A 16,605-nucleotide genomic window follows, 5' to 3' on the forward strand; every position below is an offset into this window, starting at 1 on the left:
TCTCAATGAAATCAGTTGCTGATGCGCTGGCGGTATTGCGCCAGCGTGGTAGCGGTCATGCCATTGGCACTGCCGCGGCTGAGAATCTGGAAGTACATGGAGCCACCGCCGGTCGCCGAGCCACTGCCCTCACCGCGGTAGCCGGCCGCCTGCGCGGCGCCATTGCCCGCACTGAGCGCACTGCCGTCCGGACGAATCCAGATCTGTGCCTTGCCGCCCGACGTGCACTCGCCGCTATTGCAGACTTCGACCGTCAGGTCCTCGGTGGACGTCGTCCACGTCGCCGGATCGTAAGGATGCTCGCCATCCTTGAAGGCGATTTCGTAAAGGTTGACCAGGCCGCTGTCGTCCGAACGCACCGTGGTGCCATCGAGCATGTCGCAGCTCAGTCCCTTGGAGCCGACGGCCTTGGTGCCACTGCAATGGGGGAAGGTGCCAAAGCCCGTGTCGGCGACGTTGCCGCCCATCAGGGCGGTCGGCCAGCCACGGTTGAACGTGTGATCGTCGAACATGGCCACGGGAATGCCGCGCAGCGATTCGGACACTTCGAACGCGCGCTCATGGGCCGCGACGTTGTTGACCATGCGCAGTTCGAGCAAGGTGCCGCGCATGGCGACCACGGCCACCAGCGAAAGCACCACCAGGAACACCAGGCCGACGAACAGGGCAATGCCCTGTTGCGCGCTGCGGTGCGGGAAGATGTGACGTCGGTGCATGGCTTATCCCGGTCGACGGATTCGGTTGCGCACCTGCACCACCTGGGTCAGCGGTGCGCGCGTGAACTGTTGCGGCTTGACGGTCTGGCTCAGGGTGAAGCCATCGCAATCGGTGTTGTCGCTGTTGAGGGTCAATGCGCCATCGTTGGCAATGACGTAATTGCAGTTCGCCGTCAGGGCGAAGGTGCCCCCGTGCGGGACGGCAACGTCGCGCTCGCGGCTGCGGGCGATCATCGAAACACGTACCGACACGACGTGCGACCAGTCACCGGCACCCATGTCCGTCGCGCTGCGATATTCCTGCACGATGCCGTTCGACGTGGCGGTGTTTTCCAGGCCGTATTCGAACTGCAACTGCTCGATGCCTTCAACGATGGCATCGCGCTGCATGCCGGTGTCGGTCAGGCGCATGCGCATCAGCGTGAACTGCGGCGAGCCACCGTCGCTGCTGGACGAGCAATGCCCCGTGCCGCGATTGCTGCACGGCTGGAGGTAGTACATCTCGACGCGATAGGGATAGACGTAGCGACGCGTGCTCGCGCCGGTCAGCGTGGGCACGCCCGCAGTCTTGGCGAAGAGGTTGCCGATCTGGCCGGCGCTGGCCGCAAGGTAATGGGAGGACGCCGGCAGGCACCCGGTGGTATCGAGTACGGCCGAGGTGTCGTCGACGGCGCAGGGATCGGTATCGACGTAGCGAACGACGAGGACATCGCTGCCCTTCACGTAGTCCTGGGTATCGACGCAGCTGCCCACCGGGAAGCTTGAGCCGCCGTCATAACCGTAAACGCCGCCGCCGAGGTTGCCCGAACGGCCTGCGAGGATCCACGCCGCGTTACAGCCGCTGGTGCCCGTACCATCGGTCATGGCGCCGGCCACGTTGGGAGCGGCGACGCCACCCCAGAAATCCGCCATGCGCAGCGACCAGTTGATGCGATCGCTGGCGAAACGCAGGTTCTGCTGCAGGTAGTTGTTGCCCTGCTGCACCTGGTAGGCCTTGCGGTTGGAAATGAGCAGGTTGATCAGGCCGGCCACGACGATCAGGCCAAGGGCAACCGCGATCAGCAGTTCCACCAGCGAAAAACCGCCCTGCCCGGCGTGGCTCGAAAAACGTCGACGTCGAATCATGGCCAGCCTTCAGTTCTGGGGTGGCAGGTAATTAAGCGTGTAGGTCAGGTCGTCGCCCGCCTGGGGCGCGCTGCCATCCATCGCGCCGCCGGACCAGCGCGCCGTGATCGTGTACATGCCGAGGGAACCGTTCCACACCACGTTCGCCATGACCCCCGATACCGGTCCCGGCGCCGCAGCGCGCAGGCGGTCCAGCCATTCGGCCAGGTCGTTGGCAGCCATCTGCTGTGAGGTGCACGTGGCCGACGAGCAATCGGTAACGGTGGGCGCCGTCTTGCCATCGAAGCAATACGGGCATTCGGCGGAGGTCGGGTTGGCCGGATCGACCGCCGTGCGCGGGAGCGCCGCGGCCGCGTTGTTGCCGCGCATGGCATCCATCAGGCTGCGCACCTGGGCCACCGCATAACCTCGCGATCCGGCTTGCTTGGTCGCCTGGGCGCCCTTGGCCTGCATGAGGGCCAAGCCCATTACGCCAACGCTAAAAACCACAACCGCGACAAGCACTTCGATCAGCGAGATGCCTCGCTGGCGCGAACGAATGTGCATGTGATGATTCCCCTTGAGTCCCCCGTCGACTCTAGGATCGTAAATTAGCGCATCAAGCTATTGCGAGACGAGCGGTAGCAAAAAGCCGACAAACGGCTTTGCGACCTTGCGAAAAGCTGAAGGGGGTCACAGAGTCGCAACGGCTTGCGGAGGCCTCCGGGACTGAAATCAGGAAGTTGCGGGGGGCGGTCGGGCTCAGGCGACCACTTCGTCATCGGCCGCCACGAAGCCGCCGGTCTGCCGCTTCCAAAGCCGCGCATAGAGTCCGCCCCTGGCCACCAGCTCGGCATGGGAGCCCATCTCGACGATCTCACCCTTGTCCATCACGACCAGCCGGTCCATCCGGGCAATGGTCGACAACCGATGGGCAATGGCGATGACGGTTTTGCCTTGCATGAGGACCTCCAGGCTTTCCTGGATGGCCGCCTCGGCCTCGGAATCCAGCGCCGAGGTGGCCTCGTCGAGGACCAGGATGGGCGCATCCTTGAGCAGCACGCGCGCAATGGCGATGCGCTGGCGCTGGCCGCCGCTGAGTTTGACGCCGCGTTCGCCGACGAGCGCGTCATAGCCAGCACGCCCTTCCCCATCGCTCAACTGGGGGATGAACTCGTCGGCGCGCGCTTTGCGCACCGCGTCGAACACCTGGGCGTCGGTAGCATCGGGGCGGCCGTACAGCAGGTTGTCCCGGATCGAGCGATGGAGCAACGAGGTGTCCTGGGTGACCACCCCAATCTGCGAGCGCAGGCTTTCCTGCGTGACCCGGGCAATGTCCTGATCGTCAATGAGGATGCGTCCGCCTTCGAGGTCATACAGGCGCAGCATGACGTTCACCAGGGTCGATTTGCCCGCTCCGGACGGGCCGACCAGGCCGATCTTTTCGCCCGGCCGCACGATGAGGTCCAGCCCGGCGATCACGCCGCCCTTCTTGCCGTAGTGGAAGTGCACGTCTTCGAAATGCACTTTGCCGCGACTGACCTGCAGATCAGGTGCATCGGGCACATCCTGCACGACGCGCGGGCGGGAAATGGTTTCCATGCCGTCCTGCACGGTGCCGACATTCTCGAAGATGCCGTTCACCACCCACATGATCCAGCCGGACATGTTGTTGATGCGAATGACCAGGCCAGTTGACAGCGCAATGGCGCCGACCGTGACCTTGCCCTGGCTCCAGAGCCAGATCGCCAAGGCCGACGTGCCCACGATAAGGAAGCCGTTGAGCGTGGTGATGGTCGCGTCCATGGCCGTGGTGAGGCGAGTCATCGCCCGCGTGCGGTTGATCTGCTCACCGAGGGCTTCGGCCACGTACGCCTCTTCGCGCCGCGTATGCGCAAAAAGCTTGAGCGTGAGAATGTTGCTGTAGCCGTCGACGATGCGCCCCATCAGGCGCGAGCGCGCCTCGGACGAGCGCCACGAACGCTCCTTGGTGCGCGGCACGAAATACGCGAGCGTGCCGACGTACAGCACCAGCCAGACCACCAGCGGCGCAGCCAGCCAGAAGTCCGCGTGAGCGAACATGACAATGGCGCTGCCGGTATAGATGGTGACGTACCAGATCGCATCGACGATCTGCACCGCCGACTCACGCAGCGACGCCCCCGTCTGCATGATGCGATTGGCAATGCGACCGGCGTAATCGTTCTGGAAGAAGCTCAGGCTCTGCCGTATGACGTAGCGATGATTCTGCCAGCGGATGCGACTGGTGAGGTTCGGCACGATCGATTGATTGACCAGCAGATCATGCAAGCCGATCAGGACCGGTCGCGCCATCAGCACGACGAAGCCCATCCACAGCAACTCATTCCCGTGCTGTCGGAAAAAGTCCGTCGACGGCGCGCCCCTGGCGAGGTCGACGATCTTGCCAATGAAGGCAAACAGCGACACTTCGACGATAGCCACGCCAAAACCCACCACGATGGCCGCGGCGAAAACGGGCCAGACCTGGCGCAGATAGAAAACGTAGAAGCGCCACACCGGTTGCGGCGGCATGCTGTCGACGGGCTCCTTGAACGCATCGATCAGCGATTCGAACCAGCGAAAGATCATGACCATTCCATGCTGCGGACCACGGGCAAGCGTGCATTGTGCGCGAAGCGCATGTGTAGCGGGTGACAATCGTCGCCGAACGCTGACTCAGCGACGTCGCTCTTCGCTCGACATGTCGCGACGCGACGCCAGGCGATCCGCCAGTCGCGTCGGTTCCGGCAGCCGGTAACGCGTGCAGCATTGCATGACCCAGTGCACGGCCGTGTCGACGCTGACGCGGTGCCCGGGTGAAATGATCAGCGGTTTTACGCGTTCGCGCGTGCGCAACACGGCGCCGATCTCGCGACCCTTATAGTGCAGCGGCACATGATCGCCGCGGGATGGCCCCAGCGCTTCGTGCTCGCCGACGAGGATGGTTTTCGCGACGCCAATCGTCGGCAGATCCGTCATCACGCCCAGGTGTGCGGCGATGCCGAGGCCGCGCGGGTGGGCAATGCCCTGCCCGTCGACCATGATCAGGTCGGGCAGGCGCGGCAGCAGGGCGAGTGCCTGAAGCACCGCGGGCAATTCGCGGAACGACAGCAGACCGGGGATATAAGGCATGGCGGTCGGCACCCGGGCAACCTCCTGAGCCAGCGGCTGCAGCGTTGCGGCATCGAGCAGGACCGCCGCCGCCCGGGTGATGCTGCCACCGGCCTCGAAACCGACATCCACGCCGGCCAGATAGTGAACGTCCGGAAGCTCATCCTGCAGCCTCACCTCCCGGGCCAGCGCCAGCTGAAGCGCCCGGGCCGACGCCGTATCGCCGTCCCAGGGCGGCATCGCGGGCCATCGAAATGCGTTGCTCATCCCGTTACGGTCGCCTCCTGCGTCTGAATGGCACGTCAAGGATTGATTGACCCTGCACGGGCACGCCGGGATGATGCCGGCCATGTCGACCCTGCTCCGCTCCTTCCTGCTCCTGCTGGTACTCCTTGGCGCACCTGTGGTGGCGTTCGGTCAGGACAATCTCCCCGCCGCACCGGCCACGCAGCCTGCCGTCACCCTTGACCAGCTCAATGGGCGCCTCGATCAGATCAAGCAAGGGCTGACCAATACGGACAAGCTCGGCGATGCCGACCTGGTCAACCTGCGCGGCAAGACGCAGTCCCTGCAACAGGATGCCGACCAGTTCGTCGCCAGCCTCACGCCACAGGCCGATGGACTCAAGGCCAAGCTCGATGTCCTGGGTCCCGTGCCGGAAAAAGGCCAGCCCGCCGAAGCGCCGGAAGTCGCCGCGCAGCGCAAGCAGCTGAACAAGGACAAGGCCGACGTCGACGCGCAGGTGAAGCAGGCGCAGACGATCAGCCTGGAAACCCAGCAAATCCTGACCCAGATCGCCGCGCTGCGACGCCAGATGTTCGAGGCGCAGATCAGCCAGCGCACGGCGTCGCCACTCAGCAGCGCCTTCTGGAAATCACTGGCGCAGAACGTGCCCGATGACATGCGTCGGCTCGGCGGACTCGCCACGGAGTTCCGCAGTGCAGTCGTCGCGGCGTGGCAGCCAGGCCAGCGGATGCCGTTGATCATCTGTCTGGTCGTGGCGGTCGCCCTGGTCGTGGTCGGCCGGCGCTGGCTGGAGCGCGCCCTGCTGATGATGACCAGCAACCGCATGCCCGCCGGGCACCTGCGGCGCAGCGCACTGGCCGTGTTCATCGCACTGAGCACGATGGTCACCTACGGCCTGGCCGCGCGCCTGATCTACAGCGGCCTCGACTGGAACGATTCGCTGTCCGACGACCTGGGCAACCTGCTGCACAGTTTCGTGCTGGCGATCTTCGTGTCGGCGGGCATCGCCGGCATTGGCCGCGCCTTGTTGAGCACGGGACGCCCGTCCTGGCGCATTCCGCAGCTGTCCGACGATCTGGCGCGCAACCTGCACATGTTCCCCGGCCTGCTGGCCTGGATGATCGTGCTGCTGAGCGTGGCCGAGCACACGGTCACCGACATCGGTGCCGGCCTCACCACCACGGTCGCGGTCTACGGCATCCTGACGGTCATGGTCGTGGTGCTCGTGACCGCCGCACTGATCATGATCGGCCAGGCGCGTCGCCGGCTGATCGAAGCCGGCACGGCACCCGCCAAGCGGCCGCTGTGGGTCGGCCTCGCCGTCGCCAGCCTTATCGTCGGGGTGTTCTGCGCGACGCTTGGCGTCTTCAGCGGCTACATCGCCTTTGGGTTCTTCGTCGCGCGCCAGATGCTGCGCGGCATCGTGGTGCTCAGCACGCTGTACCTGCTGATGCACCTGTTCAACGACGTCTTCACCACGTTGTTCTCACCGCAGTCGCGCGCCGGCAAGCGCCTGCAGGAATCGTTCGGCATGGTGCCCGAACGGCTTGAGCAGACGGGCATCATCCTGTCGGGCATCGGCCGTACCTTCCTGCTGCTTTTCGCCATTCCGATTTTCCTGGCGCCCTACGGTGCCGGCACGGTCGAACTGTTCGATCGCGGTTCGCGGCTGTTCGCCGTGCGCGCCATCGGCACGCTGTCCATTGTCCCCGGCAACATCCTCACCGCCCTCGTCGTGCTGGTGGTGGGCTGGATCTCGGTGCGCGTGATCAAACGCTGGCTCGGCCAGCAACTCCTTCCCAAGACCTCGCTCGATCGCGGCATGCAGATGTCGATCGTGACCCTGCTGGGTTACGTCGGCGGCATCATGGTGTTCGTCCTGGTCCTTGGCGCGCTCAAGGTCGATGTGCAGAGCATCGCCTGGGTAGCCAGTGCGCTGTCGGTTGGCATCGGCTTCGGCTTGCAGGCGGTGGTGCAGAACTTCATTTCCGGCCTGATCTTGCTGGCAGAGCGGCCGGTGAAAGTGGGCGACTGGGTCAGCATCGGCGGCGTGGAAGGTGATATCCGCCGCATCAACGTGCGCGCCACCGAAGTGCAGCAGTGGGACAAGTCGACCGTCATTGTGCCGAACTCGCAGTTCATCACGCAGAACGTGCGCAACGTGACGCTCACCGGCGCGCAGGGTCGCGTGCAGTTCCGCCTGCCGATGCCGCTGGATACCGATGCGAGCAAGGCGCGCAAGATCATCTTCTCGGTGATGAACAAGCATCCCAACACGCTGGATGCGCCCTCGCCCGTCGTGCAGCTGGACAACCTCGAAGGCGGCACCATGACCTTCGTGTGCACGGCCTACGTCGGCAATCCGCGCGATGCCGGCACGGTGAAGAGCGACCTGCTGTTCGAGGTCATCGACCAGTTGCGCGGCGCTGGCCTGCCCCTTACCAGCCCGACGGAGATGGTGGTTCGGCGTCCCGCCGCGCCAGTCGAATCAACCGATTCATCGAAGCCCGTACCCTGAGGCCATGGGCTTTCATGCCATCCAGCCCGGCGCGCCGCTCGATACCTTCATCGAGCGCATCTGGGACTGGGACATGCCGCAGGCTGCCCATCACCTTGAGCGCGTACTGCCCTCGCCAGCACCTTCGCTGATCATCAACCTGCACGAAGACGAAACGCGTACCTACACCGATGACGCCTTGCGCACCTGCACGCGCGCGGCGGCAGCCGTGCTCGGCGGCCCGACCTTGCGCAGCCAGGTCATCGACACCTCCGAGCAGGTTCGCGTGATGGGCGTCGTATTCCGGCCTGCCGGTGCGTGGGTGCTGACGCGCGAAGACCAGACCCACTTGGTTCATCAAGACGTGGCGCTGGAGGACCTGTTCGGTTCAAGTGCACGCCGCTTGCGCGAGCAACTGCTGCATACGACCCGCGGCGTCGATCGCATCGCCATCCTCGAATCCTGGCTGGTCCATCGGGTGACGCCGCGATCACCGGATGCCTGCGTCCTGCACGCACTGGACCGGCTGCGGAAATCGCCCAACGTCTGCAGCATCGCGCACATCGTGAAAGACACGGGCCTTTCGGCGTACACGTTCAACCGGCGCTTTCGCGCGCAGGTAGGCATGGGGCCGAAGCAGTACTCGCGACTGATGCGTTTCCTTGCCGTCGTCGACGATGCCTTTGACCAGCGACGCATCGACTGGGCAAGCGTAGCCGCCGACAACGGCTACGCCGACCAGTCGCATCTCACCCACGAGTTCCGTGCCTTTGCGGGCATGACACCCGGCACCTACGAAGCCGCGCGTGGCGAGTACCGAAACCACATACCGCTGGACGTTTAGGGCATCACTCGATCGGCAGGTGAACGTCCGCACGACAAAGATTGGCGGGGGTCTGCTCGGGGTCGTCGAAGTAGTGGTGGAAAATCGGTACGTTGCGGAGCATGTAGCCACTTTCCGGGAGCCAGTGGGTCATCAGCACATCGGTAAAGGCTTCAAGATCTTCGTAGCGGCCCACATGGTGCGCCCTGGCCCACAGGCCGCCGCCCCAGGCCTGGGCCGTGACGCCGTCACTTTCACTCACGTCAGCGGCGATGGCTACGGCGCATTCGTACTCGAGGTCTTCGCCACAGACATCGCGATGGTCCTGCCAGGGCAGGCCGTAAATGCCCGTGATCTGTTCGACGACGCCGCGCCCGGCGGCCCAGGCAAACAGTCGGGAGTAAGCCTGGTCGAGATCGGCGTAGTCGCCGCGATTGCGAATCGCCATCAGGCGAATGGGCTCGACGGATACGATCTGGACCTGAAGCGGCATCACCGGCGCATCCGGGCCCTGCGAGCCGCATTCCAGCCGTTCTCCGATCGCGCGGAGCCGGGACGGGTCGGCGCGCACTTCCGATGGCGAGGCGCCGCACCATTGCCGAAACGCCCGCGAAAATGCCTGCGGCGTTTCATAGCCGGCGGACAGGGCCGCTTCGGTCACCGCCGAGCTTTCCGTCATCAGCAGGCGAATGGCCCTGAGCATGCGCAAGCGAGCCACGGTATGGCCGGGCGTCTCTCCCGTCAGTGCGCGATACACCCGGTGGAAATGAAACGGCGACAAATGCGCCACTTCCGCCAGCTGCGCGGGATCGGGCAAATCCTCATTGCGATCGATGGCCTGCTGCAGCAGGGCGATAGCCAGATCAATCCGGCGTACATACGCATGGCGGGTCCGGGACTTCATGTCGAGCCTCCTGCTTGGGGTGGGACCACTGTGGCCGAGACCCCGGTGCGGCGCGTTTCCGATCTTGCGCATATTGACCCGAACACATGTCCGCAACCACCCCGTGCAGAAAGTCATGCTTGTCGCGCGGGGCACGTCGCTTAAAGTCGGAACGCAAACCCTTTGTCACATCCATCTCGCCGCGGTGAGGGACCGCATGCGGCTTGCCTGCCTGGAGGTTTCATGTCGTTCCGTCGCACCCTGCTTGCCACCACCCTCATCGCCTCGCTGGGCGCCAGTTTCGCCCAGGCCCAGACGGCGCCCATGACGCCGGACATCACGGCGACGAAATACGCACCGCCCACCGCCAGCTACGACTACGTCAAACGCGAAGTGATGATCCCGATGCGCGATGGCGTCAAGCTGCACACGGTCATCGTGATTCCCAGGGGCGCCGCGCATGCGCCGATCCTCCTGACCCGCACGCCCTACAACGCCAGCGGACGCGCGGCGCGCATGGAGGCGCCGGACATGGTTTCGCAGTTGCCGATGGGCGACGAAGTCTTCGTCAAGGGTGGCTATATTCGCGTGTTCCAGGACGTGCGCGGCAAGTACGGCTCCGAAGGCGAATACGTCATGACCCGGCCCTTGCGTGGCCCGCTCAACTCCAGCGAGGTCGATCACTCGACCGATGCCTACGACACCATCGACTGGCTGGTGAAGAACCTGCCCGAGTCGAACGGCAAGGTTGGCATGCTTGGCTCGTCGTACGAAGGCTTCACCGTGGTCATGGCGCTGATCAATCCGCATCCGGCACTCAAAGTAGCTGCGCCTGAAAGCCCGATGGTCGACGGCTGGATGGGCGACGACTGGTTCCACTATGGCGCCTTCCGCCAGACCAACTTCGATTACATCACCGGTCAGACCAGCCAGCGCGGCAAGGGCTCGGCCCTCCCACGCACCGGCTTCGACGACTACACCAATTTCCTGAGCGCCGGCTCGGCCGGCGATTACGCCCGCGCCAACGGGCTGGACGCGCTGCCTTTCTGGCGCAAGCTGGAAGAACACCCGGCGTATGACGCCTTCTGGCAGGGCCAGGCGCTGGACAAGATCATGGCGGAGCAGCCGCTGAAGGTCCCAACCATGTGGCTTCAGGGACTGTGGGACCAGGAAGACATGTGGGGTGCCATCCACAGCTACGAAGCCACCGAACCCAAGGACAAGGGCAACGACAAGAACTTCCTGGTGATGGGCCCGTGGCGCCATAGCCAGGTGAACTACGACGGCACCTCGCTCGGTCCGCTTGAATGGGATGGCGATACCGCGCTGCAGTTCCGCCGCGACGTGCTCAAGCCGTTCTTCGATCAGTACCTCGTTGACGGTGCACCGAAGGCCAACACGCCGCCGGTGCTGATCTACACCACGGGCGAAAATCACTGGGATCGCCTGAAGTCGTGGCCCCTGAGCTGCGACAAGGGTTGCGCCAGCAAGCCCAGGGCGCTGTACCTGGGTGCCGACGGCGGCCTGTCGTTCACGGCACCGACCGACAGTGCCAGCAAGTTCGACGAATACGTGTCCGATCCCGCCAAGCCCGTCCCCTACCTGCCTCGTCCAGTGAGCTTCGGCAACCGCGATGCATGGACCAAGTGGCTGGTGTGGGATCAGCGCTTCGTCGACGGTCGTCCGGACGTTGTCACCTACGTCAGCGAGCCGCTGAAGGAACCGCTGCGCATCAGCGGCGCGCCCGTCGTCAATCTCTATGCCTCCACCAGCGGCACGGACAGCGACTGGGTGGTGAAGCTGATCGACGTTTATCCCGACACGATGGCGACCACGCCCACCATGGGTGGCTACGAGCTGGCCGTGTCTCTGGATATCTTCCGCGGCCGCTATCGCACCAGCTTCGAACATCCGCAGGCGATCACGCCAAACCAGCCGCTGCTCTACACGTTTGGCCTGCCGACGGCGAACCACGTGTTCCAGCCGGGTCACCGCATCATGGTGCAGGTGCAGTCGTCGCTGTTCCCGTTGTATGACCGCAATCCGCAGACTTTCGTGCCGAACATCTTCAATGCGAAGCCGGCGGACTATCAGAAGGCCACGCAGCGCATCTGGCGCACGCCGGGTACGGCAAGCTTCATCAGCCTGCCGGTGGTGAACGAGAAGAAGTGATCGCGTCGCGTGCATGCACCGCCCCGCGGTGCATGCACGCGCGGCAATGCGAATCAGCTTGCCGTGCAACCCTTGCCGTGATCGGCATGGAATCCCTTGGCCTTGGCATCGGCCTCGCTCATGTAGGAGCCCTGCTTGGTCTTGCCGTACCACTTGTCGTTCGGACAGTGATACACCTTGCTGCTGCCATTGACCCACACCATGCCGGGACCACCACCAGGCGCGGCGTCTTTCGGCGGCATCGCATTGCTGTGTGCGCTCGCCTGCGGCGCGGCGGCTGCCGGTGCAGCGGCGGGTTTTGCAGGAGCCGCCGGAGCCGCTGCAGGTGCCGCAGCCGCCGGCGCAGCGGCTGCCGCGGTGTACCACTCCTTCACGCCCTGGTGGCCCGAACACGCCCCCTTCTTCGTGGCGTGATCGGTGTAACTGCCGTCCTTGCATTGACCGGTGGAGCCGGCGGGTGCGGCAGACTGCTGTGCAAAGGCGACAGGTGTTGCAAGCAACGCGAGATCAAGAACCAGATACATCAGATGACGTTTCATGACTCCCTCCGGATCGTGCGCTGGATGGCCCCAGCAAGCGCAGCCGTTCTCGACGCAACCTCGATGGCGACGTGGACGCAGTGCGCGCCCACTATGCGCGCAAAAAAAGAACGCGCCGGCTGGTCGAGCCCGGCGCGTTCATCCACGGTGTAGCTGTTTCGCAATCTATTACGGGGCGGCTGCCGCCGCAGGTTTCTGCGCCTCGCCAGGACGGGCGATACCGTACATCTGCCACGCAATTTCCTTCGTCAGACCCATGCGATCGTCACCGATGGTGGACACGTCGAAATGCGTGCGATCGGGGATAAAGCGGACTTCCGCCTTGGCGTGCAGGCCGTCGAGAACGTCTTTCAGGCGATGGGCCGGGCCGTCCAGGTAGAAGGTATCGGCGGTACCGATGTAGACATGGATCTTCCCATCAAGGTCCGGCTTCAGCTTGGACCAGTTTGCCTGCAGACGGCGCGCGATGTCGTAGTGCTCGCTCCAGTACGCGACCACGGTCGAATCGACGTCACCGGTATCGCGATTGAACATCGGCATCGGGCGACCGTCTTCGCCACGCGGCGAGAAGACGTACTCGAACGAGGTGATTTGTCCACCGTAGCTTCCCAGCACGCGCTCGACCTTGGAGAACTGCTCGAAGGTGGCGAGTACCTTGCCCTTGTCGCGAATCAGCGGAATCGCCGAGCCGTCGGGCTTGCGGTAAGCATTGGCTTTGGGCGCGTAAAGATCGATGCCCGTGAAATCGTGAAAATCGCTCGGGTCGGGCGACGTCGACCAGGTGCCACCGAACACTTTCGGGTAAGTCGTCTGCAGCCACAGCGTGGCCCAGCCGCCGGAGGAATGCCCGTTGAGGAAACGGCCGCGGACATTGGCATCCATGCGGTACTGTGATTCCAGGTGCGGGATCAGCTCTTCGGTGAGCGCCTTGCCCCAGGGACCGTTGTTCACCGAATCGGCGAATTCGTGGGTGCCGGTGGGACTCGATTCGTCGAGAAACACCCAGATCATCTTAGGCATCTGGCCGTTATTCATGGCGGCATAGGTGTTGATCATCGCGGGTGTGAAGCGATCGATGCCGCCACCAAACCCGTGCGTGTTGTACGCCACCGGATAGCGCTGCTTGCTCTTTGCGTCGTAGCCGGGCGGCGTCAGCACCCAGGCTTTCATGTGGATGGGGCGGCCCCAGAAGGCAGACAGCGATGGACTGACGAAGTCGACCAGCTGCGCATGCTCCTTCGCTGCTGGCAAGCCATCGCGCATGGCCGGCTTAGCCGAAGGTGGCAGCGTCCACGGCTGCATGGCCGGAATGGTCGTGGCCAGGTTGAGCGTGGGCGTCTTGGTCAGCGGCAGGTGCACCTGCACCACGTCGCTGACGATGTCGCCGGCATTGCGACCGGTGTAGTTGTAACTGTGATTGGTATCGAGCACCGCCTGCACGTAATAGTCACCTGGCGGCAACTGCGACATCGGCACGGGGAAACTCAAGCCGTCACCGTCGATCGAGGCCGGCTGCGCGCTCGAAAGATGACTCACATCGCGACCCGCGATCCAGGTCTTGCTTGGATCGAGCTGGTCGATGTCGACCTCGCTGACGACACCGTCCCGGGCTTGCGCCTTGGCGGTCTTCGCGTCAAGCACGAACAGCAGCAGCCGGCCCGAGGCATCGGCCTGGCTGGACAGACTGACCTGCACGAACGGATGGACGGCCGCACTGTCGGCCTGCGCCAGGCTGGCACATCCGACGAATGCAAGTCCCAGCAACATTGACAAGGTCGAACGACGAAGACGCATGAGCGGTGTTCCTCGTGGTGGAAGAAGTCACGCCGCACCAGGCCCCTGGTGCGGCGCGTGAAACGTCGAAGCGATCAGCTTCCCTTGACCGGAGTCAGGCGCAGGTCCTGGAAATCGAAGCTGAAGTCGGTCATCGGCGAGATCGGCTGCATGCGCACTTCGCGAATGCCGCCGTCGGCGTCCAGCGAGAACGTCACGAAAGCATCGGCATTGAGCGAGCGATCGTCCCAGCGCACGACGAAGCTGTCGTTCTGCCACGGCTCCATGGTGCCGACCAGCTGCGCCGTCTTGGAGAACTTCATGCGCATCTTGCCGCCTTCCTGGCTGATGGCGATGTCGCCGTACCAGGGATCGCGGTACGTACCGGCGTACTTGGCCAGCGGCAGCGACGGCTTGCTGCCCTTGTTGCGGGCGGCTTCGTGCTTCTTCCAGCTGTCGTCGGCATTGCCTTCGGCTTTCTTCGTCGCGGCGGCATAAGCGGCAACCCAGTCGGTTTTGGTCTTGCCGAGATAGGCGTCGAGCACGCGATAGGTCACGGCGTTGAAGGCCGCGCCGGATTCTTGATTGGTCAGCACGACGATGCCCAGCTTCAGCTCCGGCACGAGCGTCAGGCGCGAGACCATGCCCGGCCAACCGCCGGTATGCCACACCAGTCGCTGGCCCTGGTAATCAGTGAGGAACCAGCCTTCGCCGTAACCGGCGAAGTTCGGCTTGGTGCGTGCCAGCTCCGGCACCGGCGGCTCGCCGATTTTCATCGGCGTGAGCATCGACCACATCTGCTTCTGGCTGTCTTCCTTGAACAGGCGATGCTCCTTGCCATCGCCCGCATCCGGAAGCTTGCCGCCAGCCAGCTGCACATTCATCCACTTGGCCAGGTCATGCACGCTGGCGTAGATGCCGCCGGCGCCCGGGTTGTTGCTCCATGCCATGGGTGGCACGGGCTTGAGCTCGGTGAAGTTGAATTTCGCATGGCCCATGGCGATGTTCATGCCAGGCTTGAGGTAGGTGCTGTCGACCAGGGCGTCGTCCATGCCGACGGGCTTGAAGATCTGCGTACGCAGGAAATCGGCGTAGGTCTGACCCGAGACTTGCTCGATCACCAGCGTCGCGACGGCGAACAAAATGTTGTCGTAGGCATAGGCGCTACGGAAACTGGTGGCGAGCGGAACGTCGCGCAGGCGCTCGACGACTTCCTTGGTGGTGTAGCCGGTCGGCGGCCAGTAAAGGAGATCGCCCGCGCCAAGCCCCAGGCCACTGCGATGCGCCAGCAGATCGCGGATGCGCATCTCGCGCGTGACATACGGATCGGACATCTGGAACCACGGCAGATGATCGATCACGCGATCGTCCATCTTGAGCTTGCCCTGCTCAGCCAGCATCTGCAGCGCGGCGGCGGTAAAGGCCTTGGTGTTGGACGCGATGGCGAACATCGTGCGCGCATCCACCGGCTCGGGCTTGCCCAGTTCGCGCTCGCCGAAGCCCTGCTCCATGACCACCTTGCCATCTTTGACGATGGCCACGGCGATGCCCGGCACGTCGAACTGCTTGCGCACGCTGTCCACGTAGGCGCGGAAGTCCTGCAGTTGCTCCGGCAACGCGTCGGCGCGACTCGTGACGGCCTGCTCGGGTGCCGCCGCACCCGGCGACGCGGCCGGCTGGGCGCTGGCGGCCGTGGCCAGGGCCATGAGGACGGCGCAGCTCAGCGCACGCGGTGACAGGGCTCGCAAAAACATGGGCAACTCCATGGGTCGAAATAGCGGCCACTATCGCCGCAGGCCGCGGCGTTTTCCAGCGACGGAAGTCACTGGCAACGGTTTTGTTGCGGCACGGGATGGCGCATCTGCCAGAATGCGCAGCTTCGACCCACGCTCCGACCGCATGACTTCGACCCTGATCGACTGGACCGCCCTTCACGCACCCACCGTGGCCTCCCTGCTCCTGCTGCTGGGCGTACTGGCCGGCGACCTGGCCTGGCAGCGCAGCGCGCGACTGAAAGTGGCGGCCATGGCAGGTGGACGCCATGCCGGAGTGATGCGCTGGCGCACGGGCGTGCTGCTGATGGTGGCCGGCACGGTGGTCTTCGCCTCGCTGGCGTTTGCGGTTGCCCTGGGTGATCCGGGCACGATGGCGGGGATCGATACCGCACTTGCACAGGAGCTCCATGAGCGCGCCTCGCCTACCCTGCTTCAGGCGCTGGCGACGTTCACCGACCTGGCCAGCCAGCCGTGGATCGTGGGTGGATCGCTGCTGGTGCTGTTCGTTTTGCTGCTACGCGGCGAATGGTGGCTGTCACTCGTCTGGTCTGTCGCCCAGATCGGGATCCTGCCGCTCAGCCTCGGCATCAAGTCGCTCGTGGAGCGCCCCCGACCGCTCCATAGCCATGGCTTCGTCGTCGAGCAGGGCTGGAGTTTCCCCAGCGGTCACGCCGTGAGCTCGATCGTGTTCTACGGCATGCTCGCCTACGTACTGCTGCGCATCGTGCCGTCGCGCTGGCACCGCGCCATCATTGCGGTCACGGTGGCACTGGTCGGCAGTATCGGCATCAGCCGCATCCTCCTCCAGGTGCACTATCTGAGCGACGTGATGGCCGGCTTCGCGCTGGGACTGGCGTGGTTGGTGCTGTGCATGGCCTGCGCCGACTGGCTGCGCTTGCGCTCGCTCACGAAACTGCGCTGACCACATGGCATCATGGCGCTTTC

General features: G+C 64.4%; 13 protein-coding genes. 4 read left to right on the forward strand and 9 right to left on the reverse strand.

Annotation, left to right across the window (positions count from 1 at the left end):
• Window positions 1–11: 11 nt before the first annotated feature.
• The 5 genes from EYV96_RS06090 to nfi form a co-directional block, all read right to left on the reverse strand.
• Entirely contained in the window at window positions 12–716 is a 705-nt protein-coding gene (locus tag EYV96_RS06090; protein ID WP_131150557.1) for a PilX N-terminal domain-containing pilus assembly protein, read from the reverse strand.
• A 3-nt stretch (window positions 717–719) separates the two neighbouring features.
• Window positions 720–1,841 (reverse strand): PilW family protein, encoded by a 1,122-nt coding sequence (locus EYV96_RS06095; RefSeq protein WP_131150558.1) that lies wholly within the window; start codon window positions 1,839–1,841, stop codon window positions 720–722.
• Between the two features lie 9 nt (window positions 1,842–1,850).
• A complete protein-coding gene (gene pilV, locus EYV96_RS06100) occupies window positions 1,851–2,387 on the reverse strand; it encodes a type IV pilus modification protein PilV (RefSeq protein WP_131150559.1) in 537 nt (178 codons plus the stop codon).
• A gap of 195 nt (window positions 2,388–2,582) precedes the next feature.
• Window positions 2,583–4,427 carry an ABC transporter ATP-binding protein gene (locus EYV96_RS06105; RefSeq protein ID WP_131151517.1) on the reverse strand — a complete coding sequence of 615 codons (1,845 nt, stop codon included), beginning with the start codon at window positions 4,425–4,427 and terminating at the stop codon, window positions 2,583–2,585.
• Between the two features lie 90 nt (window positions 4,428–4,517).
• On the reverse strand, window positions 4,518–5,219 hold the full coding sequence (nfi, locus tag EYV96_RS06110; RefSeq protein ID WP_131150560.1) for a deoxyribonuclease V: 702 nt from the start codon (window positions 5,217–5,219) through the stop codon (window positions 4,518–4,520).
• An 82-nt stretch (window positions 5,220–5,301) separates the two neighbouring features.
• Here nfi and EYV96_RS06115 point away from each other — a divergent pair, with 82 nt between their 5' ends.
• A complete protein-coding gene (locus tag EYV96_RS06115) occupies window positions 5,302–7,716 on the forward strand; it encodes a DUF3772 domain-containing protein (protein ID WP_131150561.1) in 2,415 nt (804 codons plus the stop codon).
• A 4-nt stretch (window positions 7,717–7,720) separates the two neighbouring features.
• Window positions 7,721–8,539: a helix-turn-helix domain-containing protein gene (locus tag EYV96_RS06120; RefSeq protein WP_131150562.1), complete on the forward strand. Its 819-nt coding sequence runs from the start codon at window positions 7,721–7,723 to the stop codon at window positions 8,537–8,539.
• Window positions 8,540–8,543: 4 nt separating this feature from the next.
• Here EYV96_RS06120 and EYV96_RS06125 read toward each other — a convergent pair whose 3' ends face one another.
• Window positions 8,544–9,422: an AraC family transcriptional regulator gene (locus EYV96_RS06125; RefSeq protein WP_165488607.1), complete on the reverse strand. Its 879-nt coding sequence runs from the start codon at window positions 9,420–9,422 to the stop codon at window positions 8,544–8,546.
• Window positions 9,423–9,644: 222 nt separating this feature from the next.
• Here EYV96_RS06125 and EYV96_RS06130 point away from each other — a divergent pair, with 222 nt between their 5' ends.
• Window positions 9,645–11,573, forward strand: coding sequence for a CocE/NonD family hydrolase (locus EYV96_RS06130; protein WP_131150564.1), 1,929 nt, complete (start codon window positions 9,645–9,647; stop codon window positions 11,571–11,573).
• A 53-nt stretch (window positions 11,574–11,626) separates the two neighbouring features.
• Here the strand turns inward: EYV96_RS06130 and EYV96_RS06135 are convergent, their stop codons facing one another.
• From EYV96_RS06135 to EYV96_RS06145, 3 genes are all read right to left on the reverse strand, one after another.
• Complete coding sequence (locus EYV96_RS06135) at window positions 11,627–12,112, reverse strand: DUF3761 domain-containing protein (RefSeq protein WP_131150565.1); 486 nt, start codon at window positions 12,110–12,112, stop codon at window positions 11,627–11,629.
• A gap of 168 nt (window positions 12,113–12,280) precedes the next feature.
• Window positions 12,281–13,906: an alpha/beta hydrolase gene (locus tag EYV96_RS06140; protein ID WP_131150566.1), complete on the reverse strand. Its 1,626-nt coding sequence runs from the start codon at window positions 13,904–13,906 to the stop codon at window positions 12,281–12,283.
• Between the two features lie 74 nt (window positions 13,907–13,980).
• Window positions 13,981–15,639 (reverse strand): serine hydrolase, encoded by a 1,659-nt coding sequence (locus EYV96_RS06145; protein ID WP_131150567.1) that lies wholly within the window; start codon window positions 15,637–15,639, stop codon window positions 13,981–13,983.
• Between the two features lie 145 nt (window positions 15,640–15,784).
• On the opposite strand from EYV96_RS06145, the gene EYV96_RS06150 reads away from it, so the two are divergent.
• Entirely contained in the window at window positions 15,785–16,582 is a 798-nt protein-coding gene (locus tag EYV96_RS06150; protein ID WP_131150568.1) for a phosphatase PAP2 family protein, read from the forward strand.
• Window positions 16,583–16,605 lie beyond the last annotated feature (23 nt).

Origin of the sequence: Dyella terrae, assembly GCF_004322705.1 — a bacterium.
GTDB lineage: Bacteria > Pseudomonadota > Gammaproteobacteria > Xanthomonadales > Rhodanobacteraceae > Dyella_D > Dyella_D terrae.

Bases quoted from the DNA above. Each gene is read 5' to 3' on its own strand.
- EYV96_RS06090 (WP_131150557.1), bottom strand. From the start codon at position 716: ATGCACCGACGTCACATCTTCCCGCACCGCAGCGCGCAACAGGGCATT.
- EYV96_RS06095 (WP_131150558.1), bottom strand. From the start codon at position 1,841: ATGATTCGACGTCGACGTTTTTCGAGCCACGCCGGGCAGGGCGGTTTT.
- pilV (WP_131150559.1), bottom strand. From the start codon at position 2,387: ATGCACATTCGTTCGCGCCAGCGAGGCATCTCGCTGATCGAAGTGCTT.
- nfi (WP_131150560.1), bottom strand. From the start codon at position 5,219: ATGAGCAACGCATTTCGATGGCCCGCGATGCCGCCCTGGGACGGCGAT.
- EYV96_RS06115 (WP_131150561.1), top strand. From the start codon at position 5,302: ATGTCGACCCTGCTCCGCTCCTTCCTGCTCCTGCTGGTACTCCTTGGC.
- EYV96_RS06120 (WP_131150562.1), top strand. From the start codon at position 7,721: ATGGGCTTTCATGCCATCCAGCCCGGCGCGCCGCTCGATACCTTCATC.
- EYV96_RS06125 (WP_165488607.1), bottom strand. From the start codon at position 9,422: ATGAAGTCCCGGACCCGCCATGCGTATGTACGCCGGATTGATCTGGCT.
- EYV96_RS06130 (WP_131150564.1), top strand. From the start codon at position 9,645: ATGTCGTTCCGTCGCACCCTGCTTGCCACCACCCTCATCGCCTCGCTG.
- EYV96_RS06135 (WP_131150565.1), bottom strand. From the start codon at position 12,112: ATGAAACGTCATCTGATGTATCTGGTTCTTGATCTCGCGTTGCTTGCA.
- EYV96_RS06140 (WP_131150566.1), bottom strand. From the start codon at position 13,906: ATGCGTCTTCGTCGTTCGACCTTGTCAATGTTGCTGGGACTTGCATTC.
- EYV96_RS06145 (WP_131150567.1), bottom strand. From the start codon at position 15,639: ATGTTTTTGCGAGCCCTGTCACCGCGTGCGCTGAGCTGCGCCGTCCTC.
- EYV96_RS06150 (WP_131150568.1), top strand. From the start codon at position 15,785: ATGACTTCGACCCTGATCGACTGGACCGCCCTTCACGCACCCACCGTG.